Source organism: Vreelandella aquamarina (genome assembly GCF_900110265.1).
GTDB classification, from domain to species: Bacteria; Pseudomonadota; Gammaproteobacteria; order Pseudomonadales; family Halomonadaceae; genus Vreelandella; species Vreelandella aquamarina.
Map to the genome: position 1 here is coordinate 42,354 of NZ_FODB01000001.1, position 22,542 is coordinate 64,895.

Sequence of the window (22,542 nt, forward strand, 5' to 3'; positions counted from 1 at the left end):
AAGCCGCTTGGCCTTGCTCGGCAGGGGGCACAAAAGGGTATAATGACCGCTCTATCGACCGCAGTCTTGGAATTTATCCCGACAGGCCACATATTGTCAGCCTGGTAGCATTAAGTTTGCCACGACACTGTCAACATAAAACCTGTCGGAGTTGAGCTTTTCAGGAGCCATCAACATGCCCATCTATGAGTACGAGTGCAAGGCCTGCGGCCATCGCATGGAAAAACTTCAGAAAATTAGCGCCGATCCGTTAACAAGCTGTCCTGCGTGTCAGCAAGATGATCTAGAGCGCTTGGTCTCAGCAGCCGGGTTCCGCTTAGCGGGTGGCGGTTGGTACGAAACTGATTTCAAAACAGGTAGCAAAAAGAATTTAGCTGCCGACGGACAAGCAGCGGGTAGCGCGAAAAGCGATGTCGGCAGCACGTCAACGAAAAAAGGCGCCGCGGCGTAGCCGCGGCTGTCAGGGCCTTTAAAGGCTCAAGACAACTTAATTGCCACGAAACAGAACAGGATGTGACATGCGCAGCCATTATTGCGGCCAGCTTAACGAAACATTGGTGGATCAAACGGTCACCGTTTGCGGTTGGGTTCACCGCCGTCGTGACCACGGTGGGGTTATCTTTCTCGACATGCGTGACCGTGATGGTATCGCTCAGTTTGTCGTAGACCCCGATACCGCCGAGGCGTTTGCTAATGCCGACCGTGCACGCAGCGAATATGTTCTGCGCATTACTGGTCGTGTTCGGCTGCGTCCTGAAGGCACCCAGAACCCCAACATGCCCACCGGCATGATTGAAGTGCTGGCCAAAGAAGTTGAAGTACTGAATAGCGCAGCGACACCGCCTTTCCAGCTTGATGAGCATGGCAAAGTCGGTGAGGAAGTGCGTCTGAAACACCGCTATATTGATCTACGCCGCCCGGATATGATCGAAAAACTGCGGCTGCGTTCGCGTATTTCTCATAACGTACGTGCTTACCTAGAAAACCAAGGCTTTCTAGATATTGAAACGCCTGTGCTGACACGAGCCACGCCTGAAGGTGCCCGGGACTACCTCGTGCCTAGCCGTACTCACGCGGGCAGCTTCTTTGCACTGCCACAGTCTCCCCAGCTGTTTAAGCAGCTGCTGATGGTGGCGGGTTTTGACCGCTACTACCAAATCGCAAAGTGCTTCCGCGATGAAGACCTGCGCGCTGACCGTCAGCCTGAATTCACACAGATCGATATCGAAGCCTCTTTCGTGGAAGAAGACGACATCATGGGCATTACCGAAGCCATGATTCGCCAACTGTTCCAGGAAGTGCTGAGCGTCGAACTGCCGGAATTCCCGCGAATGACTTGGCAAGAAGCCATGGATCGCTTTGGTTCGGATAAACCCGATCTGCGTATTCCGCTGGAGCTCACCGACGTTGACGACCTGATGCAGCAGGTTAGTTTCAATGTGTTCTCAGGGCCGGCCAAGGCAGAAGATGGCCGCGTGGCGGCTCTTAAAGTACCGGGTGGTGCCAAGCTTTCCCGTAAAGAGATCGACGAATACACCAAGTTCGTAGGTATCTACGGTGCTAAAGGCCTTGCCTGGATCAAAGTGAACGAGCGTGCCAAAGGGCTAGATGGCCTGCAGTCGCCGATCGTTAAGTTCATGGAAAACGTGGTCGAAGAGCTGCTTGATCGTGTCGGCGCTGAAGATGGTGACATTATCTTCTTCGGTGCGGATAAAGCGCGTATCGTCAACGAAGCCATTGGCGCGCTGCGTGTCAAGCTGGGTGCCGACCTGAACCTTTACACTCAAGCCTGGGCGCCGCTGTGGGTCGTTGACTTCCCCATGTTCGAAGCCGACGACAATGGCCGTCTAAGCCCGCTTCACCACCCGTTTACAGCGCCCTCCTGCTCGCCGGAAGAGCTGAAAGCAGACCCGGCTAGCGCGCTTTCTCGCGCTTATGACATGGTGCTTAACGGTACCGAACTGGGCGGCGGCTCTATCCGTATTCACAATCAAACCATGCAAAGCACCGTGTTTGATATTTTGGGGATTGGCGAAGAGGAAGCGCAAGAGAAGTTCGGCTTCCTGCTGGATGCCTTGCAGTACGGCGCACCGCCCCATGGCGGCTTGGCCTTCGGTCTGGACCGCTTAGTCATGCTCATGGCTGGTGCGAAAACCATTCGTGAAGTCATCGCCTTCCCGAAAACCCAAAGTGCTGCTTGTTTGATGACCGATGCACCGGGTGAAGTCAGCGCTGATCAGCTCAAAGAGCTGAACATTCGCTTACGCCAAAAAGCCAAAGCGGAAGCAGCGGGCGAGTAAGACCGCCTTCACGTTTTGACGAGTACAACACCGACGCTTAGCGTCGGTGTTTTTGTTTTAGGCAGTGCCAAGAGAAAAATCCATGGACGAAAAACAGCTGGCGACCACGGTCAGAATTTTAGGCATTGACCCAGGCTCACGTATCACCGGTTACGGCGTGATTGATCTAATAGGCGTGAAGCCTCGCTATGTGGCCAGTGGCTGCATTCGTACGGCTGATGGTGCACTGGAGCAGCGTTTGGCGCAAATATATGCCGGTATTAGCGAAGTGATTGGCCTGCACCGCCCTGATGCTGTTGCAGTAGAGCGGGTTTTTATGGCTAAAAATGCTGATTCGGCCCTCAAGCTAGGCCAAGCCCGCGGCGCAGCATTGGTTTGTTTGGCTAACCATGGGCTGAGTATCGCGGAGTACGCCGCTCGGCAGATTAAGCAAGCGGTAACCGGGCAGGGCGGCGCTGATAAAAGCCAGGTGCAGCATATGGTCACCACGCTGCTCGGCCTGTCGGCGACACCCCAGGCAGATGCCGCCGATGCACTAGCCATTGCACTGACCCACGCTTTTGCTGGCAACGCCCTGGTGGCGGCGACTCCTTCACGCAGTAAGCGCCGCTCATCAGGGCGATGGCGGCTCTAGGCATTACTGGTCATCTGTACAGAGTGGCTTTATAGTGGCTGCTGTTTTGATTGGCTGCGAGGCATATAATGATTGGACGTTTAACCGGCCTGTTGTTGGAAAAACAGCCGCCCTGGATGGTGGTAGATGTGCATGGCGTTGGTTATGAGCTTGAAGCCTCCATGAACACCTTTGTAGCGCTGCCCGCTCCCGGCGAGCAGGTGTCACTCTATACCCATCTCACCATCCGTGACGATGCGCATTTGCTCTATGGGTTTGGGCGAGAGCATGAGCGAGCGCTGTTTCGCGCCTTGATCAAAGTGAATGGCGTAGGGCCGAAACTTGCGTTAGCGATCCTGTCGGGTATGGATGAAGATGCCTTTATGCGCTGTATCAGAGATGACGACAGCAAAGCGCTGACAAAACTGCCAGGCGTTGGTAAAAAAACGGCGGAACGGTTGATTATCGAAATGCGTGACCGCTTTCCTGAGTGGGGGCATGGCAACGATGCGCCGTTGGCTCTTGAAGCGACAAGCGGGCGAGCTGCTCCAAGGGATCATTTGGCGGATGCCGAAGCAGCCCTGGTGAGCTTGGGTTATAAGCTGACAGAAGCGACGAAAATGTTAGCCGACGTCGACCCCAATCAAACTACCGAAGCTTTGATCAAAGCCGCGTTAACCAAACGCATGTCCGGTTAGACCAGCACGAGTGCAATAGCGTGTACTCATTAGTCAGCACTCTAGAAGAGTCTTTATGTTAGAACACGACCGATTAATTGCCGCTGAGCCAGAGCAGGGCGAAGTGCGCATCGACTATGCTATTCGTCCGAAACATCTCAAAGACTATATTGGCCAGCCTCGGGTTCGCGAACAGCTTGAGATTTTTATTGGAGCAGCCAGGCTACGCGAAGAGAGCTTAGACCACACGCTGGTGTTCGGACCGCCAGGCTTAGGTAAAACGACGTTGGCGAATATTATCGCTACTGAAATGGGCGTGGGACTTAAATCTACTTCTGGCCCGGTGCTGGAGCGCGCGGGGGATCTCGCCGCTATGCTGACCAATCTTGAACCGGGCGATGTGCTGTTTATCGATGAAATCCATCGCCTCTCGCCCGTGGTGGAAGAGGTCCTTTATCCCGCGATGGAGGACTTTCAGCTCGATATCATGATTGGCGAAGGGCCCGCCGCACGTTCTATTAAACTTGACCTGCCCAGATTTACGCTGGTGGGCGCCACCACTCGTGCGGGGTTGTTGACCTCACCGCTGCGTGACCGCTTTGGTATCGTTCAGCGTCTTGAGTTTTATAACCTGGAAGAGCTGACCGAGATTGTCGCCCGCTCAGCACGGCTACTAGGCGTTGAAACCAGCCATGAAGGTGCCATTGAAGTCGCGCGCCGCTCCCGTGGTACGCCGCGTATCGCCAACCGACTGTTGCGCAGAGTGCGGGACTACGCCGAAATAAAGGGAGATGGCGTTGTAGATGTGACATTAGCGGATGCGGCGCTCAATATGCTAAATGTCGATCACCACGGTTTGGATCACATGGACCGCCGTTTACTGCTGGCGATGATCGACAAATTCGATGGTGGCCCGGTGGGCGTTGACTCACTCTCTGCCGCCATCGGTGAAGAGCGCGATACCATCGAAGATGTGATTGAACCTTATCTGATTCAGCAGGGGCTAATGATGCGTACACCAAGAGGCCGTGTGGTGACTCGTCAAGCCTGGCTGCACTTTGATAAGACGCCCCACGAACAGTCAATTGATGTTGAGGGAGAACATCGGCCATGACGGGCGAATTTAGCATACCAGTGCGTGTTTACATGGAAGATACTGACGCCGGTGGAATTGTCTACTACGTTAACTACCTGAAGTTTATGGAACGGGCGCGCAGCGAGTGGCTAAGAGAATTAGGCCTTAACCAGCAAACGTTGCTAGACGAAGGTACGCAGCTAGTGGTATACCGCATGGCCTGCCACTATGCCAAACCCGCACGATTGGATGAGGCACTGACGGTAACTGCCAACATTGCGGAAAAAGGTCGTTGCCGGATGACATTTGAACAACAGGTTCGGCGCGACGAGGAACTCTTGTGCTCCGCAACAGTCGAGATAGCCTGCTTAAACGCTACGACACTGCGTCCAAAAGCGTGGCCATTGTCGCTTAACACCACACCCCAGTCGAAAACGACATTAATTGATTGATGAGGGCAACTGTGAACGATAACACCATGTCCATTCCCCACTTAATAATGAGTGCCAGCGTTGTGGTACAGCTGGTCATGCTGCTGCTAGTGGTGGGGTCAATCCTCTCATGGGTGGTGATCTTTCAGCGTAGCATTGCGCTACGCCGAGCCAAGCAAGAGTACAACCAGTTTGAAGAGTCGTTTTGGTCAGGTGTTGACCTAAACGAGCTCTACCGCGAAATTCCCGCTGATGACCCTCGTCATGGAGCGGAGCACATTTTCCAGGCAGGTTTTCGGGAATTTAACCGCCTGATGCCTAAAACCCGCAGTGCCGATACGGTACTGGAAGGTGTCCAGCGCAGCATGCGAGTCGCCTGGTCGCGGGAAGAAGACCGCTTGACCCAACATCTTGTTTTTCTGGCAACGGTTGCCTCCGCCAGTCCTTATATCGGCTTATTTGGTACGGTATGGGGCATTATGGGCTCATTCCAATCGCTTTCCATGACCCAGCAAGCGACACTAGCGACCGTTGCACCCTGGATTGCAGAAGCGCTGATTGCCACGGCAATGGGACTTTTCGCAGCGATTCCCGCTGTTATTTTCTACAACCGCCTATCCAATAACGCTTCTCGCTTACTGGGTAAATACGAAGACTTTGCTGAAGAGTTTCACGCAATCTTGCACCGTAACTTGCAAGGGCGTGACGGCAAACCTAGCGCTAGTTAAGGGAGTCTGCCATGCAAGGTCCGTTCAATCGTAGCGGCAAAAGCAAGCCGATGGGGGAGATCAACGTCGTCCCTTTTATCGACGTGATGCTGGTACTGCTTGTCATTTTTATGATTACTGCTCCCATGCTGACGCAAGGCGTTCAAGTAGATCTGCCTCAAGTCACCTCTGAGCCTATTGAAACCCAGGAAGATAATGACCCGATCATCATCTCGGTAGATCGCGATGGCGGCTACTTTATTACTCTGGGAGAAGATTCGACGGCGGTTTCTCTGGAGCAAATGTCGGAGCGAGTAACTGCTATTCTTCAGCGTCGTCCCGGTACGCCTGTGATGGTGCGAGGAGATCGCAATGTACCTTATGGCCAGATTGTGCTGCTGATGAGCACGCTGCAGAGCTCGGGTGTCGCCAACGTAGGGCTGCTCTCAGAGCCGCCCCAAGATGGTTAAGGGCGAGTCGCACATGGCTGTAAAACCACCGCGTGACCCTCAAGACGTTGGCTACACGTGGCCAACGATTTTGGCTGTTGCCGTGCACTTGCTCGTGGTTATCTTTAGCTTGGTCAAGCTGCCCAGCATGTCGGCGGAACCAGACTCTTCTTCGATCGTACAAGCGACGTTCGTGAGCACGGAAACGTTCACTGATCAGGCCCAGCAAGTCACTGAGCAACAGGCCGCAATGAACAATGCCTCTGAACCCGAAGAGCCCGATCCAGAGCCGCCTAGCGATGAGCCTTCCGCGGCGGAGCAGCAAGCTGCCGCCGAGGCAGGCCAGCGCGAAGCAGAAGCTAAGGCAGCGGAACAGGCTCGCGCGCTAGAACAAGCCCAAGCAGAAGCTGAAGCCGAAGCCCAGCGTCGCGCAGAAGAAGCTGAGCGATTAGCCGAACAGCAAGCGGCAGAAGCCCAGGCACGTGAAGCGGAAGAGCAGCGTGCGCAGGCAGAGGCCGAAGCCCAGCGCCAGCGTGAAGCGGAAGCAGAGCGTGCACGGGCGGAAGCCGAGGCTCAGCGCCAACGTGAGGCTGAAGAGCAACGCGCTCGGGAAGAAGAGGCCCAACGTGCCCGTGAAGCAGAAGCCCAACGCCAGCGCGAAGCGGAAGAACAACGTGAGCGTGAAGCCGAAGCACAGCGCCAGCGGGAGGAAGAAGCTCGTCGCCAACGGGAAGCGGAGGAGCAGCGCGCTCGCGAAGCAGAAGCCCAGAAACAGCGTGAAGCAGAAGAGCGTCGTGCTGCTGAGGCAGCCGAAGCGGCCATGCAACGTCAGTTAGCAGGCGAGGCAGAAGCGGCCGCTAATGCACAGCAGGCCCAACAGGCGGCAAACAGCTTTATTAACATTGTCCGGCGTGCTGTAGAGCAAGCGTGGGTTATCCCTCCAGGAGCGAGCAACGCAATGAGTGCTACGATACAAGTGAGGCTTGGTCCATCGGGTGAGCTACTAGCGACCTCTGTCGCTTCATCCAGCGGTGATAGTGCTTTTGATCGCTCAGCTATGCAGGCGGTGGAACATGCAGCACCGTTTGGCGAGTTACGTGACTTGTCAGCGGAACAGCAGCGTACTTTACGTCAATTTAATCTGCGATTTACCCCGGGGGATGTTCGCTGATGCAAACGTTAAGCAAAATGTGGCTTTTTTGCGTACTGCTACTAATCAGCAGCGTAGCAAGCGCTAATTTAACCATTGAGATAACGCGTGGTAGCGATCAGGCGTTGCCTATCGGGGTCGTGCCATTCGCAGGCAGCGAAGGCCTACCTGAAGATGTCGCGCAAATTGTACAAGACGACCTTGAACGTAGCGGATTTTTCGCACCGCTAGAGCGTAGTGCTATGTTCGACCGTCCAAGCCAAGCGTCTGACGTAGAGTTTGGCACTTGGAGATCGCTGGACGTGCGTTATCTCGTCGTTGGGCGCGCGCAGCAGACAGGCAACGGTTATGAGTTGCAGTTCGACCTGGTCGATATTAGCGGCCAACGTCCCATGATCAGTGAAACCGTGACTGCCAGTGGCAACGACCTTCGTGGTGCGGCGCACTACATCAGTGACCAAATTTTCGAGGCGATTACCGATATTCGCGGCGCTTTCTCAACCCGCATTGCTTACGTTACGGCTCAGGGCCTAGGCGATAACATGCAGTTTGGGTTGTATGTGGCTGATGCCGATGGCCGTCGAAGCCAGCAGGTGCTGACCTCGGATCAGCCCATTATGTCGCCCGCTTGGTCGCCGGATGGCCGCAAGCTGGCGTATGTCTCTTTCGAAACAGGCAAGGCGTCTATCTACATCCAAGACGTTAATACAGGTCAGCGCGTTCAAGCCACCTCATTTGGTGGTATCAATGGTGCGCCAACATGGTCGCCAGATGGCCGTCGTATCGCCATGTCGTTATCCAAAGACGGTCAGCCAGAAATTTACGTGCTGGACGTAGCTAACCGTTCGCTGGACCGTATTACTAACAGCAACAGTATCGATACCGAGCCCGCGTGGTCTCCTGATGGTCGTAGCTTGATTTTTACGTCGGATCGCAGCGGTGGCCCGCAGATTTATCAAACCTCGTTAGGCAGTGGAGAGACCAACCGACTGACCTTTACGGGCAACTACAACGCCCGTGCACGCTTTTCGCCAGACGGTGAAGAAATCTTTTTGATTCACCGTTCCAGCCGCGGTTTTCAAGTGGCGAAGCAGAATCTTGAGAGTGGCCGCTTAGTGGTATTAAGCGAATCAACAAGAGATGAATCTCCTAGTGTTGCGCCGAACGGGACCATGGTAATCTTCGCTACCCAACAGGGTGGTAGCGGAGTACTAAGTGCCGTTTCAGCCGATGGCCGCTCGTCATTTAGGTTGCCCGCAGCACAAGGTGATGTACGTGATCCCGCGTGGTCACCTTTCTTAAATTAATAGATGAACAGCACTAACTTCTGTTTTCAGGCAAGGAGTCTGATTATGCAACTTAAGCCGTTGGCTCGCTCATTAGCAGTCGCTTTATCTATCGTAGTTATCGCTGGCTGTTCCAGCACCGGCGGAACCCAAGACGGAGACTCGTACGGAAGCCAGGATGGCAGCAGTATGGGGTCTAGCACGTCTGGTGTTGGCACTAGTGGTCAGTATGGCTCAACGTCAGGTTCTGGCGCTGCTGGTCAGCAGGCGGATTCTCGTATTCCTGAAGTACGCACTATTTACTTCGATTACGATCGCGATACCATTAAGAGCGAATACGAATCTGTGGTAATGGCTCATGCGCGCTACCTGCGTGCTAACCCGAACGCCCGTGTTGTTCTTCACGGTCACACCGACGAACGCGGTACCCGTGAATACAACATGGCGCTAGGTGAGCGTCGTGCGGGAGCCGTACAGCGCTTCCTGAATACTCAGGGTGTATCTCCTTCACAAATGAGCGTGGTTAGCTACGGTGAAGAGCGTCCGGCAGTGAGTGGCCAAAACGAAAGCGCCTACTCGCAAAACCGTCGCGTCGTCTTTAACTACTGATAGTATTGGCGTGCCCTGGCACGCCAACTGTATCACTCGGAGCTATCATGAATCACAGTCTCAAACGCTATTTTGAGAGGCTGTGCGGTGCGGGAGCCATAGCGCTCCCGCTGTCCGTATTGCCTTTATCCCTTCTGTCAGCATCCGCCTTGGCGCAGCAGCCGCTGGTCCAAGACCTCTCCTCAGGTTCGTCCAATAGCTTTTATCAGCAAACTCAGCGGCAAGAGTCGTCAGGCGGTAATCTTGTCCTGTTTAACCAAGTGCAAGAGCACCAGCAGGAAATTCAACAGCTGCGTGGCCAGATTGAAGAACTGCGTCACCAGTTAGAGCAACTGCGAAACCAATCGCAGCAGCAATACCTGGATATTGAAGACCGCTTGATGAGCAGCGCGCCCAGTCAAATTGAGCAGGCAACGCCTCAAGTTGAGCCAGAAGTAGCGGAGCAGGTTGTGCAAGCGCCTTCCACTCGTAATGTAAGTGAAGACGCACAAGCGGCTTATCAAGCTGCATTTGCCCACGTTCAGGCGCGCCAGTTTGAAGATGCTATTGCGGCCTTTGAGTCCTTTGTGGCCGACCACCCAGAAAGTAGCTTGACGGCGAATGGCCATTACTGGCTGGGCGAACTTTATGCTGCAGAGGGTGAGTTAGATGCAGCTGATCAAGCCTTCACGCGCGTTATTGAGCAGTACAACGGTAGTACCAAAGTACCCGATGCGCTCTACAAGCTCGGCTTGGTTAAGGCGCGTAAAGGCGAAGCAGAGCGTAGCCGCGAGCTGTTGGAACAAGTGCGGGATGACTATCCCCAAAGCAGTGCCGCTGGGTTGGCCAATGACTTCTTACGCCAGTCGGCGGGTTAATACCGTTTACTTTTTTAGCTTCAAGGAAACCTCATGAGCTGCAAAATCGACTATCAACCAGCGCCCAATCTGCTAGAAAATCGCGTCGTGTTGGTAACCGGTGCGGGAGATGGGATTGGCCGCGCGGCGGCATTAACCTATGCCCGTCATGGGGCTACCGTTATATTGCTAGGCCGCACTATTGCTAAACTTGAACGCGTTTATGATGAAATTGAAGCGGCTGGCGGGCCACAGCCGGCTATTTTTCCGCTCAATTTTGAAGGGGCGACACTCAAAGATTTTCACGATATGGCAGAAACGCTGGATAAAGAGTTTGGCCGTCTAGATGGGTTATTGCACAACGCTGGGCTGCTTGGCCGCATTACTCCGTTCGAGCAGTATAATCCCGAACTGTGGGGTCAGGTAATGCAGGTCAATATCAATGGTCCCATCTGGATGACTCAAGCGCTGCTGCCATTGCTCCAGGCGTCTGATGATGCATCGGTTATCTTCACTTCCTCCAGCGTTGGCCGTAAAGGGCGTGCGTATTGGGGTGCCTATTCTGTGTCAAAATTCGCCACAGAAGGATTTATGGAGGTGCTGGCTGATGAATTAGAGAATCAGACGAATGTTCGAGTGAATACGCTGAATCCAGGTGCTACGCGTACCCAAATGCGCCGCACTGCTTACCCAGGTGAAGATCCGTTTACACTGCGTACGCCTGAAGAGGTCATGCCCACTTACCTATGGCTGATGGGGCCTGATAGTAAAGGCGTTAGCGGCCAGAAGTTTGATGCCCAGCCGCCACGCGTCTAACGTTTCCACACTGGCGAAGGCTAATCAGTGCGGTGGTCATGAAGAGCGGCTACCAGCTCATCACACGTTGTAAACCACAGGTCGGCAGGCCAGCTCTGGTAGTCGTCTTCTTCACTGATATAGCCATAGCCCACGGCGACAGCCGTCATACCGGCTGCTTTAGCCGCTTGCATATCGCGAACATGGTCGCCGATATACCAGCACGCTTCGGGGGAAACACCGAGGCGTTTTGCTGCTTCCCAAAGCGGCTCAGGCGCAGGTTTTTTAACACTTAAGTCATCAGCGCAGAGCAACGCCCCTGGCGTTAGCGCCAGCGCTTCCAAAAGCGGCAAGGTATAGCGCCGCGGTTTATTAGTCACAATTCCCCAAAGTCGCTCTTCACTGTGCCACTGCGTTAGCCACTCATTTAACGGCTCGAAAAGCTTGCTATGGACCGCCACCGCTTGCTCGTAAGCATCCAGCAAGAACTGCCTTGCCTCATCATGCTCGTCACTACCGCTTTCAAGGCCAAGCGCCAGCGTGACCAGGGCGCTGCCACCATTAGACACTTGCCCACGTATTTCCTGGAACGGCAGGGCCGCTAAGCCGTGATGGGCTCTTAACGCGTTAGTTGCAGCAGCCAAGTCGGGGGCGGTATCTACCAATGTGCCATCTAAATCAAACAGTATCGCCTGGGGGGAGGGTATCAACATTTACTCGCTCGCTTTGCGGCAGTACATCATGTAATTGACGGATACATCATGAGGAACCAGACGATAGTGCCGTGTAATAGGGTTATAAGTAAGTCCCGTTTGCTCACGCACCTCAAGAGATGCCGCACGCGCCCAGTTCGCCATTTCGGAAGGGCGAATAAATTTAGCGTAGTCGTGGGTACCACGGGGCAGCAGCTTCAACACGTATTCGGCCCCTAGGATGGCAAAGGCGTAAGACTTCGGTGTGCGGTTAAGCGTTGAGAAAAATACATAGCCTCCAGGGCGAACCAGTGTACTGCAGGCACGGATAACCGAAGCGGGGTCGGGTACATGCTCCAACATCTCCATGCAGGTCACCACATCATAGTGCCCGGGCTCTTCAGCGGCTAAACCTTCAACGCTGATATGCCGGTACTCTACCGTAACGCCATTCTCTTCAGCGTGAAGCCGCGCCACCCCTAGCGGTGCTTCCCCTAGGTCAATGCCCGTCACGCTGGCTCCTCGATGGGCCATCGATTCGCTCAAAATACCGCCACCGCAACCTACATCCAGCACTTTCTTACCAGCCAGCCCAGCCCGAGCATCGATAAAGTCCAAGCGCAGAGGGTTAATATCGTGAAGCGGTTTAAATTCGCTCTCTGGATCCCACCAGCGACTGGCAAGTGCTTCAAATTTCGCAACTTCTGCGGCATCGACGTTGTCTTGATAGCGGCGAGTGGTGCTATCCTGAAGTGTCACTGACATGGTGTAACCCCCATCGGCAGTTGGTCTTGAGTGAAATGAATATGGTTTGCCATTTCGCGGTGGTTAGCGGCAAGGTGGCATCCACTCAAACGTTGAGTATTATGGTTATTCTAACCACTCCTGACGCGAAACGCATGGAAAGGAACTCAGCATGACGCCTAACACTTTATTTTATCGGCGCTTATTGGCCAGGGAGAGTATCTGAATGCGTGTATTGCTGCATGGTAGTGAATTAAGCGCCGCAACTGCGGCGGCGGCGCTTGCTTGGGTAGGTCATCACGTTGACTGGTTACTCCACGAGAGCGTTCCCTGGCCAACGCTGGCCAGTGCTGACTGGCTACGCCGAGAACCATCGCTGATGGCACAGATTGAGCAAGCCATGGCAGCAGGCAACTTAACCATCGTTGCTACTCCTGACGTCTCTGAAACGCCTGATATTGTTTGGTTAGCGCTTTCTCCTAGTCAGCGTCGGTCAGCCAATTCGCTTTTACAACACCCAATGTTTCAGGAGTACAGCGGCGCGGTGCTGGTCAATAATTCAACATTCCCAGTGGGCGAGACCGAGCGTTTGCATTCGCTAATGGGACACCAGCATAGTCGTGTGGCACTGCCTGACACTCTGGAAGAAGGGCGAGCCTGGCTCTCTTTTACTCGTCCAGTGCGCTGGCTGCTCGGGTGCGATGACGCCATGGGTGAGCAAGTGACAAGAGAGCTACTGCGTGCCTTCAATCGTCGTAGCGAAGTGTTTCAATGCATGCCTTGTCGTGCCGCTGAACTGACCAAGCTGGCCATCAATGGTATGTTGGCTACCCGTATCAGCTATATGAATGAAATTGCAGGTCTTGCCGATACGTTAGGAGTGGACGTTGAGCATGTACGCCAGGGTATGGGCGCAGATACGCGGATAGGGTTTGAGTACCTTTATCCAGGATGTGGCTTTGGTGGCCCTAACTTCTCGCGTGATTTGATGCGCTTAGCCGATGTTCAGTCATCCAGTGGTCGCTACTCGGCGCTGCTTGAGCAGGTGATGGACATCAATGAGCAGAAAAAAGAGACGCTGTTCAGAAAGTTGTGGGGATTTTTTGAGGGTGATTTAGCAGGCAAAACGGTAGCGATATGGGGTGCCGCGTTCAAACCAGGCACCGCCCGGATTGATCATGCACCGGTGTTAACGCTGCTTGAAGCGCTCTGGGCACAGGGAGTCACGGTCAAACTACACGACCCGGCGGCTATTCCAGCGCTCTACTCGGCGGTTGGGCAGCGGAATGATTTAATGACGTTCGAGGATGATCCTTATCTTGCCTGCCAGGGTGCAGACGCCCTGATGCTAGTGACCGAATGGAAAGCCTACTGGAATCCTGACTGGCACCGCTTAGCCTCACTGCTACGCGAAAAGCTAATATTGGATGGACGCAATATCTACGACCCCGCTTTTGTAGCCAGCTGCGGCTTACATTATCGGGGAATTGGACGACGCGCCGATCCAACGATGCTCTAAGGAAAACATATGTCCGATGCCACTTCATCTCAGCGTATTGTTCCCGACGTGGATCAAAGCCTGACAGCACAGCACTTACGCCATCGCAGGGGGCCGCGATTATGGCCGCTTTGGCTCGTATTGATTCTGTTGATGTTGCTATTAGGCGCAGCAGCAGTAGGGGTTTGGTACGAAAGAGAGAGGTTGCTAGCAGAAGTGCATCGTGTGAGTGGTGAGGTGTCTAATCTTCATGCAAGGCTCGACTCCGATGACACAGAGGCCCAAGATGCGATAACCTTTGTACAAGCTCAGATATCCACTCTGTTCCAAGAGCAGGAGCAGCTGGCTGTGGCATTGACTAATACGCGTGAAGAGCTCTATGGGCTTCTCACAGAAAATGAAGAGCTTGTATCAAATGAGGCGCTTGAGACATTTTCACAACGATTCGAGCAATTTCAGGAGCAAGCAGCCCTTCGTGATAGCCAGCTAGCCGCTATTCGGACATCGCTAGATGCCTTAGAGCAAGCGGGTACCTCTGGTAGGCAAAATTTAGTGGAGGAGGTTACTCATTTAGAGGGGGTCATCAACCAGCGGCTCGATACCATGGAGCGCCAGGTAGCCAGCGACCGAACCGCTACTGAAGAGCAGTTGAGTATCTGGCGGGAAAATGTCGAGCAGCAGTTAACGCAGCTCTCTTCTACTGTCGCTGAAGTTAATACTCAAGAAGAGCCTGCTAGCCAAGCTGAATTAACAGCGCTGGAAGCGCAGTGGACCCAGCGCTTAAACACGCTTGAGAGCGACTTACGGCAGGTCCGGCAGGCGCAGCTAGCCTTTAGTGCGCAGATGGAAATGCTGCGCAATTAAATAGCAGCATCACGATGTGGAATAAACAAGCCACTAAGCCGGTGATAGGGTTAGGGATATAACGGTATGGGAAGACAACGGCGGTGGCCTACGGCCAAACAAGTGGCGTATTTACTGGTGCTGCCGCTGATGTCTGCTTCATCGGTCTCTTGGGCCCTTGAAGCAGACATCAGCGGTGTTGATGGGCGTGTGCTAGTTAATATTGAGGCCTATTTAGAAAATATTGAGGCCGACCAGTACACCGATGCCCGCTTGGAAGGTGAAATACGCCAGCGCACGCAAGAAGCCATGCGAGTATATGGCTATTACGAACCTGATATTACTGTCGAGCTAGATCAGCCGCCCATCGCCGTGCGTATTGAATCAGGGCCTCAGGTAGTGATTGAAGTACTCGACATCAGTATTACAGGGGATGCGAACAATGACCCCCCTTTCCAAGACGCGCTTGATGATTTTCCTTTAAAGCAGGGGGAACCGCTGCGTCATGCCCCCTGGGACAGTCTACGTAGCCAGTTTGCCGGTCTAGCTATTGAGCGGGGCTACTTCGACTGGGGCTTTTCTGATCGACGGATGGAAGTGCGCCCTTACTTGGAAAGCGCTCGCCTCTATATGGCCTTTGATAGCGGGCCACGCTATCACTTTGGCGATACATTTATTACGGGCAGCCATATTGAACCTGAGCGGCTGCGACAAATGCAGACGTTTCGTGCTGGTGAGCCTTACCTAGCGGAATCCCTGGCCCGCTATAATCAGCGTTTAGCTGAAACAGGATGGTTTAGTTCTGTCTCCGTACGGCCCCGGCTGGAGACAGCTCAAGAATTGACAATCGCTCCGCCGAGCGGAGGGTCGCCCTGGTGGAACGAAGCCACTGCATCACAGCCTGAACGCTCTAGAGTAAGTAGCGCAGCGCTTGCCAGTGCTCTCAGTATTAACAGCCGTGACGATACCCGCTTGCCCATCGATGTCAGTGTCGAGCCGGCAGATCGCCACCAGTTTGAGGTAGGTATAGGTTATGCCACAGATGTAGGCCCACGCCTGCGTTTTGGCTGGCAGCAGCCATGGATCAACCGGTTTGGTCACAGTCTGGATCATGATCTCTATCTTTCCGCCCCTGAACAGCGTTTTACGGGGGTATACAATATTCCGCTAGAGGACCCGATACGGGATAACTACCGCCTGCAGTATGGCGTGCGCAATATTGACGATGGCGACACAAAATCCTTGGAAGGCACCGTAGAAGTGGCTCGGCGTTGGGAATTTGAGAACCGTTGGGTACAAACGCTCTACTTCCGCACAACGTATGAAGACTTTACCCAGGGCGGCCAAGCTGATGAGGTTTGGCTGTTTTATCCAGGGATTCAGTGGTCGCGAACCCGCACTCGGCCTCAACGTTTTCCTCTGTGGGGCGATCGTCAGCAGTTATCGATTGAGTACTCTGACAGAGCCTGGGGGTCTGACGCCAAATTCACCCGGCTAACCGGCGATACCGAATGGATTCGCACCATCGGCAATGACAACCGCTTTTTAGCTCGATTAAGCATTGGCGCTATCGAGACCGGTGACTTTGACAAGCTTCCGCCATCGCTGCGTTTCTTCGCAGGCGGTGATCGCAGCGTACGCGGTTACTCCTACGAGAGCTTGTCACCGCGTAATGAAGAAGGTCGCTTACGTGGCGGCCAACAAATGCTGACCTCCACATTAGAGTATCAGCGTCGTGTTACGGGAGACTGGTGGGGTGCCACCTTTATTGATACAGGGGATGCGTTCGATAATTGGGGCCCGACTGGCCTTAAAACAGGTGCGGGCGTGGGCGTGCGCTGGGTGTCTCCCGTTGGCCCGATACGTTTCGACATCGCACATCCCTTTGATATCGACGACGCTTTCCGCGTGCACTTTTCGATTGGTCCAGAATTCTAGGAGAGCTCTTTGGCTAAGGTTGATTCAAAAGCGCCCCAAAACCGTCAGATGCTCTCACCTAAGCGCCGTACTTGGTTAGCATTCTGGAGCCTGTTACGCCTTATCATCGTATTGCCGTTATGGCTGTTTGGGTTAATTGCCTTAGTTGCCGGGGTAGCGCTCTCCCCCTGGGGAACCGGGCAGCTGTTTTCCCAAGGTGAACAGCGTGGTTTTTTCACCTACGAGCAGCAAGAGGGCGCGCTACTGGACAGCTTTCGACTGCAAGGCTTTCAAATGGCTGTTGGTGGCACTCAAATTACGCTAGCGGATTTTGAGCTTGCCTGGGCAGAAGATTGCTTGCTATCCGGTCAGTTATGCTTAGACACGCTACGCGTTGAAGGTGCAGATATTCGCTTAGCTGAAAGCTCAGCAACCGAGGAGCCGCCACAGGAAAGCAGTCCACCGTTCAGCATTTATCTGCCGTTTCCGATTGAACTGCGCGATATCGCTCTCAATAACGTACAGCTGACGCTGGCCGACGGTACACAAGTGGGCTGGGAAGCATTTGCTACTTCCATAACCGCCGAGCAGCAGCAAGTCACTATCGCACCTACCACACTGGAAGAGCTTTCTCTCTACTTGCCGCCATCTCCCGGCGTGCTGTTGACGCAAAAGATAGATACATCGCTAAACGCCGCCGGTATAGACGGCGCTATTCAGCTAGCTCAGCCGGCGAAGCCTGCGGCTGACAATGAGGCTATTGCCCTTAGCGAGCGTGAGCGGCTTACGCTTCCCGAGATTCAGCTGCCGATTAACGTAGAGCTGGCATCACTGTTAGTCACTGACATAACAATAAGTGGCGCTGCTGAGTATCAGATTGAGCGACTGCTTGTAGAAGCTCGGGCCGAGGGCAGCGACATAACGCTAAGCACTCTGGAGCTTGCCACACCTGATGCTGACGCCACCTTATCTGTCAATGTCACTCTAAGCGGCGACTACCCACTGGATGCTGCGATTCGTGCAGAACTATGGCTACCCGAGTTATTCCCAGCACTTAGCGGTGAGCAGGTGGCACTGAATCTTTCTGGTAGCCTTGCTGACCTGACCGCGAATCTCAACGCAACCGGGCCCGTTAATGCGTCATTGACTGCGCAAGTAGATGCGTTAGCTCCCACGCTCCCATTTGAAGCGCAACTAGAGAGCGACCGTTTGCAGTGGCCGCTATTTGACAACAGCGAGATTCCAGAGGCGTCATCGGAAGAACCTGCCACTACAGCTGAGAGCTACGTGCTGGAAAACCTTAGCCTTGGTGTCAACGGCAGCCTGGAGGCCTATCAAGTAACGCTTGAAACGAATGCCGAAGGCCCACAAGTGCCTGCCACCGCCATCCGTTTGAGTGGAGAGGGCGATTTAGCCTCTTTCCATTGGTCACCTCTCACCCTCACTATTAATGATAGTGCGCTTAGCAGCGAGGGCCGGGTAAGCTGGGAAGAGGCGATTGAGGTCGATACCAACGTGCGCTTGGAAAATGTAGATCCATCGCTGTTTGTTCCGCAGCTAGCTGGCAATCTAAGTGGCGATATCGTCGCCAGCGTACGCCAGCGCGGCGAGCGCTGGGACATTAGCCTGCCGGAGCTAGATATCCAGGGGCAGCTACAGGAGTACCCACTCACACTCAAAGCTTCTCTTGAGGCTAACAGCGAACTGGAAGTTGATATTGAAGAGCTGCTCTTTACCCAAGGTGATAACCGTCTAACGGCATCAGGACAACTCAGCCAAGAGGCGATGTCTCTTGAGGCCAATATCGCGCTGAATCAGCTCCAAAGCTTACATCCTGATCTAGCAGGGACATTAACCGGTGATATTCAAGCCCAAGGCAGTTTCTCCCGGCCAGAAGTGGTAGTAGAGCTGAATGGTCGCAGTTTACGCTTTGCTGAAAATAGGCTAACTACGCTCTCTCTATCGGGTAATGTCGAGGGTCTTGACGACCCCGATCTCAATATCGAACTGGATCTGCAAGGCGTTAATGCAGGTGGGCAAGCGCTAGCGTCGGTCGCCCTTGACCTCACCGGGCGACTTTCCGAGCATGCCTTGCAACTCAGCACCACAGGCGAAGCCGATAACGTTCTGAGCCAAGCTAATTTGGCCTTAGACGGGCGCTTTAACCAGCAGGCTCAACAGTATCAGGCGCGATTAACCCCGCTGGAAGTTGATTCAGAAGCGGGGGACATTCGCTTGGAAGCGCCGCTGGATATCACTTACAACCTTGCTAACGGCCAGGCGCGCTTAACACCTTTCTGCCTACGTCGGTTGCAGGGTGGCCTCGTATGCTCTGAAGAGCCCATTACCGCGTCAGCCGACCAAGGGCGTGCAGTGCTGAGTGTTCGCGAAGTACCCATGGAGATGCTGGAACCTTTCTTGCCAGAGGAGTGGAGCTTTGAAGGTGATACCACGGCGGATCTAGTAGCCAACTGGGGGCAGGGAGGCGCCCAGTGGCAAGCCAATCTTCAGCTGCTCAGTGAGTTAGCCATCACGGCAGTCAATGATTATGGTCAGCCAGTAGAGCTTCCCACTATTAATCTGGATGCGAAAATTGAAGCCAATCAAGCACAGGCCCAAGCGGATGTACTGCTTGCTCTGTCGGAAGTAGGTGAGCTTACGCTTAATCTAGCGGTAAACGACCCATTGGGTCAGGGAGCGCTTGATGGTCAGCTACGGGCAAATAACATCACGTTAGCCCCCTATCGCCCTATGTTGGTGGGTATGGATGAGCTTGAAGGCGGCTTAAATGGCAACGTGCAAATTGGTGGCACCACAAGCCAGCCTGATTTACAGGGTGAACTAGCCTTACGCAGCCTGCGTATTAGCGGGCCCGATATTCCCATTACTATTGTGGATGGCGAGCTGGCGGTAGCCTTTGATGGCGAAGAGGGAAATATAGACGGTTTTCTCGCTGCCGAGCGAGGCCGGCTTTCGATTAGCGGTAACGCTTATTGGCCTACCGATGAAGCGTGGCGTATTGGCATAGACCTAAACGCAACTCAAGAGCCTTTGTTGGTGGTATTACCGCAGTTCGGTCGCCTGGAAGCCGCGCCAGATATTCGCATTCGTATTACCCCAAAGCGTCTGCAGGTACGGGGCAATGTGGATCTTCCCTGGGCTCGCTTAGAGGTGGGTGATCTACCTTCGTCAGCAACATCGCCAAGCCCGGATGAAATTATCATTACCGAGCGCGATGATCGTGAGGCTGAACGGCAAGCACGTCTTGCGGCAGAGGCTGGGAATGATCCCAGTGCAGCTGATGAACTGGCAGACACCGGCATGGCTCTGGATGTGCTGATTACACTGAATCTTGGGCGCGATATGCAAATTGCCGCCTATGGCCTGGAGTCAGGATTGGGCGGTAGCCTGGAGATTCGTCAGGATAGCGGAGCGCTTCAGCTGTTTGGCGACGTCAACTTAGTAAATGGTCGTTTCCAGGCATTCGGGCAAGATCTATTGATTCGTCGTGGTCAACTGATCTTTAGTGGTCCTCCGGGCTTGCCGGTGCTAGATTTTGAGGCCATCCGCAACCCGGATGTCACCGAAGATGATGTGATTGCAGGGCTGCGCGTAACAGGCAATGCCGAACAGCCCAATGTGATGATCTTTTCAGAGCCCGCGATGGACGAGACCCGTGCGCTATCGTATTTGCTACGCGGCCGCGCGCCGGATGCTTCAGGCGGTGGTGTTGATAGCGCACTAACCACTGCGCTCATTGGTATGTCCCTTGGCCGCACCGGTGGGGCCGTTGGCTCTATCGGGGAAGCGTTTGGGATTGATGACCTGACACTTGATACCACTGGGGCGGGTGACGACAGTCAGGTAGCGGTGAGTGGCCAACTGTCTGATGATCTTCGCATTAGCTATGGCGTAGGTATTTTCTCTCCAATTGCAGAACTAACCTTACGCTATACGCTATGGCGGAACCTGTATCTACAGGCGGTGTCTGGTGCTAACCAAGCCGTTGACCTAATTTACACGTTCACGCGCTCAGGCGATCCTTATATTTATCCGCAGCAATAGAATAGAAGAGGGTGTTATGACGCTATTTACGAAACATCAAGCACCAGAAGGGCGCGATACACCCATTGAGACCAGCGACCTTCATACCATTACCGGACACTCTATACACCCACCGTTTGCTGAAGGTTATGAGGAAATTGTGTTGGGTATGGGATGCTTCTGGGGGGTAGAACGGCTGTTTTGGCAGCAGCCGGGGGTGTATGTGACGGCAGCGGGCTATGCTGGGGGCATCACGCCCAATCCAACGTACAAAGAGACTTGTACAGGCTTAACAGGGCACGCCGAAGTTGTCAAAGTGGTGTATGATCCACAACGGGTAAGTCTGACCACACTGCTGAACATCTTCTGGGAACAGCACGATCCTACGCAAGGTAACCGTCAAGGTAATGATATTGGTAGCCAGTATCGCTCTGCTATTTTCACCACTACCGAGGCCCAGCTGGCGGCTGCTAAGCAAAGCGCAGAGGCGTTCCAAGCAGCATTGCAACGCGCAGGCAAAGGGCGTATCACCACAGAGATCAAGCCACTCGACGTGTTCTATTACGCCGAAGCGTATCACCAGCAGTATTTAGATAAAAATCCTGGCGGTTACTGCGGTTTAAAAGGTACTGGTGTTACGTGTCCCATTGGTTGAGGTCCAAAAATATGCTGCTTCATCGCCCCCTTCAAAGTCAGGTTGCCCGTTCTGCCGGAACCTTCGTGGTGTTCGGTTTATTTAGCCTTGGGGCTCACGCTGAACAAGCGCCCGCAATGCCACAATCGGTTGATGACACACCTTTTGGTAGTGAGCGTGAAGCAGTTATCTGGCGACAGGATGAGCTAAAAGATCTAGAACGCCTGCTTCGTCAGCTGCGCTTTGACTTAGTCAATAATCAAGACGCTCGTGGTGCAGCCCCGCGCCTAGCGGAGCTGCAGGAGAAGGCTACTCAAGCCCACTTATTACCCGCATTTATTGCTGGAACCCATGGGCGAGGCTCTGATGCGAAACCAGAAATATGGGAAGAATGGGATGACTTTTCCGCTGGGTTTGTCGATTTGGAAGAGAAAGTAGGTGTCTTAATAGACGCTGCGGAACAGGAAGATTATCGAGCAGCTACACGGGCTTTTTCTGAGGTGGGTCTTAGCTGTCGAAGTTGTCACCGTGCCTACCGCTACGATTAACGAAGCGGTAGGCATCAGCGTTTAGTCGCTGGATTGAACGCGATCAATGCGATAAAGCGTTTCAACCTGCTCAAGACCACTGATAGTGCAGTTTAAATCCTTCACGCGACCGTCGCTCAGGCCGTATACCCAGCCATGTACCGAGATGGATTGGCCGCGCTGCCAAGCGCGCTGAAGGATTTTAGTGCGGCACAAACTGTTGACCTGGGCCTTCACATTCAACTCACACATGCGATCAATTTGATCTTCAATGGGCAAGTGATCGAGTGTGTCTCGATGGCGGTTGTACTGTTCACGGACTGAGTGAAGCCAATAATCTACCACGCCACATTCACCACCCGTGACAGCTGCTTTAATACCACCACAGCCATAATGCCCAACAATCATGATATGGCTTACATTGAGGACATCCACCGCATATTGAACAACCGACAGCGCATTCATATCGGTGTGGTGGAGAAGGTTAGCGACATTGCGATGCACAAATACTTCGCCTGGTGGCAGGGCGATAATCTGGTTAGCCGGTACACGGCTGTCCGAACAGCCAATCCATAGATAGTCGGGGTTTTGCTGGCTAGAAAGGCGTTTGAAATAGTCCGGATCCTCTTCACACATCCGTTCAGCCCAAACGCGATTATTATCCAGCAGCGTAGCAATTTGATCAGACATCGAATCTCCGTGAGATAACATTATT

General features: G+C 53.8%; 22 protein-coding genes. 19 read left to right on the forward strand and 3 right to left on the reverse strand.

Features of this window, described 5'->3' with window-relative positions:
* Window positions 1–175 precede the first annotated feature (175 nt).
* The 13 genes from BMY49_RS00220 (at window position 176) to BMY49_RS00280 (ending at window position 10,949) form a co-directional block, all read left to right on the forward strand.
* Window positions 176–451, forward strand: coding sequence for an FmdB family zinc ribbon protein (locus tag BMY49_RS00220; protein WP_044630077.1), 276 nt, complete (start codon window positions 176–178; stop codon window positions 449–451).
* A gap of 67 nt (window positions 452–518) precedes the next feature.
* The gene (gene aspS / locus BMY49_RS00225; RefSeq protein ID WP_044630076.1) at window positions 519–2,300 is read left to right on the forward strand and encodes an aspartate--tRNA ligase; all 1,782 of its coding nucleotides are present in this window, start codon (window positions 519–521) and stop codon (window positions 2,298–2,300) included.
* A gap of 82 nt (window positions 2,301–2,382) precedes the next feature.
* On the forward strand, window positions 2,383–2,934 hold the full coding sequence (ruvC, locus tag BMY49_RS00230) for a crossover junction endodeoxyribonuclease RuvC (RefSeq protein WP_062359692.1): 552 nt from the start codon (window positions 2,383–2,385) through the stop codon (window positions 2,932–2,934).
* 68 nt (window positions 2,935–3,002) lie between these two features.
* Complete coding sequence (gene ruvA, locus BMY49_RS00235) at window positions 3,003–3,611, forward strand: Holliday junction branch migration protein RuvA (RefSeq protein WP_074210598.1); 609 nt, start codon at window positions 3,003–3,005, stop codon at window positions 3,609–3,611.
* Window positions 3,612–3,666: 55 nt separating this feature from the next.
* Window positions 3,667–4,704, forward strand: coding sequence for a Holliday junction branch migration DNA helicase RuvB (gene ruvB / locus BMY49_RS00240; RefSeq protein WP_089674441.1), 1,038 nt, complete (start codon window positions 3,667–3,669; stop codon window positions 4,702–4,704).
* Window positions 4,701–5,117, forward strand: a complete 417-nt coding sequence (gene ybgC / locus BMY49_RS00245; RefSeq protein ID WP_044630072.1) for a tol-pal system-associated acyl-CoA thioesterase — start codon at window positions 4,701–4,703, stop codon at window positions 5,115–5,117. The genes ruvB and ybgC overlap by 4 nt, the downstream gene beginning before the upstream one ends.
* Window positions 5,118–5,128: 11 nt before the next feature.
* Entirely contained in the window at window positions 5,129–5,824 is a 696-nt protein-coding gene (tolQ, locus tag BMY49_RS00250) for a protein TolQ (RefSeq protein ID WP_044630071.1), read from the forward strand.
* Between the two features lie 11 nt (window positions 5,825–5,835).
* On the forward strand, window positions 5,836–6,273 hold the full coding sequence (tolR, locus tag BMY49_RS00255; RefSeq protein WP_054645020.1) for a protein TolR: 438 nt from the start codon (window positions 5,836–5,838) through the stop codon (window positions 6,271–6,273).
* Window positions 6,274–6,286: 13 nt separating this feature from the next.
* Entirely contained in the window at window positions 6,287–7,423 is a 1,137-nt protein-coding gene (tolA, locus tag BMY49_RS00260; RefSeq protein ID WP_089674443.1) for a cell envelope integrity protein TolA, read from the forward strand.
* The gene (tolB, locus tag BMY49_RS00265; protein ID WP_054641209.1) at window positions 7,423–8,709 is read left to right on the forward strand and encodes a Tol-Pal system beta propeller repeat protein TolB; all 1,287 of its coding nucleotides are present in this window, start codon (window positions 7,423–7,425) and stop codon (window positions 8,707–8,709) included. The genes tolA and tolB overlap by 1 nt, the downstream gene beginning before the upstream one ends.
* A gap of 45 nt (window positions 8,710–8,754) precedes the next feature.
* A complete protein-coding gene (pal, locus tag BMY49_RS00270) occupies window positions 8,755–9,297 on the forward strand; it encodes a peptidoglycan-associated lipoprotein Pal (protein ID WP_054641210.1) in 543 nt (180 codons plus the stop codon).
* Window positions 9,298–9,344: 47 nt separating this feature from the next.
* The gene (ybgF, locus tag BMY49_RS00275; protein ID WP_062359688.1) at window positions 9,345–10,154 is read left to right on the forward strand and encodes a tol-pal system protein YbgF; all 810 of its coding nucleotides are present in this window, start codon (window positions 9,345–9,347) and stop codon (window positions 10,152–10,154) included.
* Between the two features lie 33 nt (window positions 10,155–10,187).
* On the forward strand, window positions 10,188–10,949 hold the full coding sequence (locus BMY49_RS00280; RefSeq protein ID WP_062359686.1) for a YciK family oxidoreductase: 762 nt from the start codon (window positions 10,188–10,190) through the stop codon (window positions 10,947–10,949).
* Window positions 10,950–10,969: 20 nt separating this feature from the next.
* On the opposite strand, the gene BMY49_RS00285 is transcribed toward BMY49_RS00280, so the two are convergent.
* Together BMY49_RS00285 and ubiG are read right to left on the reverse strand one after the other, a co-directional pair.
* Window positions 10,970–11,641, reverse strand: coding sequence for an HAD family hydrolase (locus tag BMY49_RS00285; protein ID WP_044630064.1), 672 nt, complete (start codon window positions 11,639–11,641; stop codon window positions 10,970–10,972).
* Entirely contained in the window at window positions 11,642–12,385 is a 744-nt protein-coding gene (gene ubiG / locus BMY49_RS00290) for a bifunctional 2-polyprenyl-6-hydroxyphenol methylase/3-demethylubiquinol 3-O-methyltransferase UbiG (protein WP_089674445.1), read from the reverse strand. It lies immediately after the preceding gene.
* Window positions 12,386–12,590: 205 nt separating this feature from the next.
* On the opposite strand from ubiG, the gene BMY49_RS00295 reads away from it, so the two are divergent.
* The 6 genes from BMY49_RS00295 (at window position 12,591) to BMY49_RS00320 (ending at window position 21,848) form a co-directional block, all read left to right on the forward strand.
* Window positions 12,591–13,883 (forward strand): nucleotide sugar dehydrogenase, encoded by a 1,293-nt coding sequence (locus BMY49_RS00295; protein ID WP_089674447.1) that lies wholly within the window; start codon window positions 12,591–12,593, stop codon window positions 13,881–13,883.
* Between the two features lie 9 nt (window positions 13,884–13,892).
* Window positions 13,893–14,726, forward strand: coding sequence for a coiled-coil domain-containing protein (locus BMY49_RS00300; protein ID WP_089674449.1), 834 nt, complete (start codon window positions 13,893–13,895; stop codon window positions 14,724–14,726).
* Window positions 14,727–14,792: 66 nt separating this feature from the next.
* On the forward strand, window positions 14,793–16,643 hold the full coding sequence (gene tamA / locus BMY49_RS00305) for an autotransporter assembly complex protein TamA (protein ID WP_089674451.1): 1,851 nt from the start codon (window positions 14,793–14,795) through the stop codon (window positions 16,641–16,643).
* Between the two features lie 9 nt (window positions 16,644–16,652).
* Entirely contained in the window at window positions 16,653–20,687 is a 4,035-nt protein-coding gene (tamB, locus tag BMY49_RS00310) for an autotransporter assembly complex protein TamB (RefSeq protein WP_457853250.1), read from the forward strand.
* 16 nt (window positions 20,688–20,703) lie between these two features.
* Window positions 20,704–21,321 carry a peptide-methionine (S)-S-oxide reductase MsrA gene (gene msrA, locus BMY49_RS00315; protein ID WP_089674453.1) on the forward strand — a complete coding sequence of 206 codons (618 nt, stop codon included), beginning with the start codon at window positions 20,704–20,706 and terminating at the stop codon, window positions 21,319–21,321.
* An 11-nt stretch (window positions 21,322–21,332) separates the two neighbouring features.
* Entirely contained in the window at window positions 21,333–21,848 is a 516-nt protein-coding gene (locus BMY49_RS00320) for a c-type cytochrome (RefSeq protein ID WP_083602206.1), read from the forward strand.
* 21 nt (window positions 21,849–21,869) lie between these two features.
* Here the strand turns inward: BMY49_RS00320 and can are convergent, their stop codons facing one another.
* Window positions 21,870–22,517: a carbonate dehydratase gene (gene can, locus BMY49_RS00325; protein WP_074210590.1), complete on the reverse strand. Its 648-nt coding sequence runs from the start codon at window positions 22,515–22,517 to the stop codon at window positions 21,870–21,872.
* Window positions 22,518–22,542 lie beyond the last annotated feature (25 nt).

Bases quoted from the DNA above. Each gene is read 5' to 3' on its own strand.
- BMY49_RS00220 (WP_044630077.1), top strand. From the start codon at position 176: ATGCCCATCTATGAGTACGAGTGCAAGGCCTGCGGCCATCGCATGGAA.
- aspS (WP_044630076.1), top strand. From the start codon at position 519: ATGCGCAGCCATTATTGCGGCCAGCTTAACGAAACATTGGTGGATCAA.
- ruvC (WP_062359692.1), top strand. From the start codon at position 2,383: ATGGACGAAAAACAGCTGGCGACCACGGTCAGAATTTTAGGCATTGAC.
- ruvA (WP_074210598.1), top strand. From the start codon at position 3,003: ATGATTGGACGTTTAACCGGCCTGTTGTTGGAAAAACAGCCGCCCTGG.
- ruvB (WP_089674441.1), top strand. From the start codon at position 3,667: ATGTTAGAACACGACCGATTAATTGCCGCTGAGCCAGAGCAGGGCGAA.
- ybgC (WP_044630072.1), top strand. From the start codon at position 4,701: ATGACGGGCGAATTTAGCATACCAGTGCGTGTTTACATGGAAGATACT.
- tolR (WP_054645020.1), top strand. From the start codon at position 5,836: ATGCAAGGTCCGTTCAATCGTAGCGGCAAAAGCAAGCCGATGGGGGAG.
- tolA (WP_089674443.1), top strand. From the start codon at position 6,287: ATGGCTGTAAAACCACCGCGTGACCCTCAAGACGTTGGCTACACGTGG.
- tolB (WP_054641209.1), top strand. From the start codon at position 7,423: ATGCAAACGTTAAGCAAAATGTGGCTTTTTTGCGTACTGCTACTAATC.
- pal (WP_054641210.1), top strand. From the start codon at position 8,755: ATGCAACTTAAGCCGTTGGCTCGCTCATTAGCAGTCGCTTTATCTATC.
- ybgF (WP_062359688.1), top strand. From the start codon at position 9,345: ATGAATCACAGTCTCAAACGCTATTTTGAGAGGCTGTGCGGTGCGGGA.
- BMY49_RS00280 (WP_062359686.1), top strand. From the start codon at position 10,188: ATGAGCTGCAAAATCGACTATCAACCAGCGCCCAATCTGCTAGAAAAT.
- BMY49_RS00285 (WP_044630064.1), bottom strand. From the start codon at position 11,641: ATGTTGATACCCTCCCCCCAGGCGATACTGTTTGATTTAGATGGCACA.
- ubiG (WP_089674445.1), bottom strand. From the start codon at position 12,385: ATGTCAGTGACACTTCAGGATAGCACCACTCGCCGCTATCAAGACAAC.
- BMY49_RS00295 (WP_089674447.1), top strand. From the start codon at position 12,591: ATGCGTGTATTGCTGCATGGTAGTGAATTAAGCGCCGCAACTGCGGCG.
- BMY49_RS00300 (WP_089674449.1), top strand. From the start codon at position 13,893: ATGTCCGATGCCACTTCATCTCAGCGTATTGTTCCCGACGTGGATCAA.
- tamA (WP_089674451.1), top strand. From the start codon at position 14,793: ATGGGAAGACAACGGCGGTGGCCTACGGCCAAACAAGTGGCGTATTTA.
- msrA (WP_089674453.1), top strand. From the start codon at position 20,704: ATGACGCTATTTACGAAACATCAAGCACCAGAAGGGCGCGATACACCC.
- BMY49_RS00320 (WP_083602206.1), top strand. From the start codon at position 21,333: ATGCTGCTTCATCGCCCCCTTCAAAGTCAGGTTGCCCGTTCTGCCGGA.
- can (WP_074210590.1), bottom strand. From the start codon at position 22,517: ATGTCTGATCAAATTGCTACGCTGCTGGATAATAATCGCGTTTGGGCT.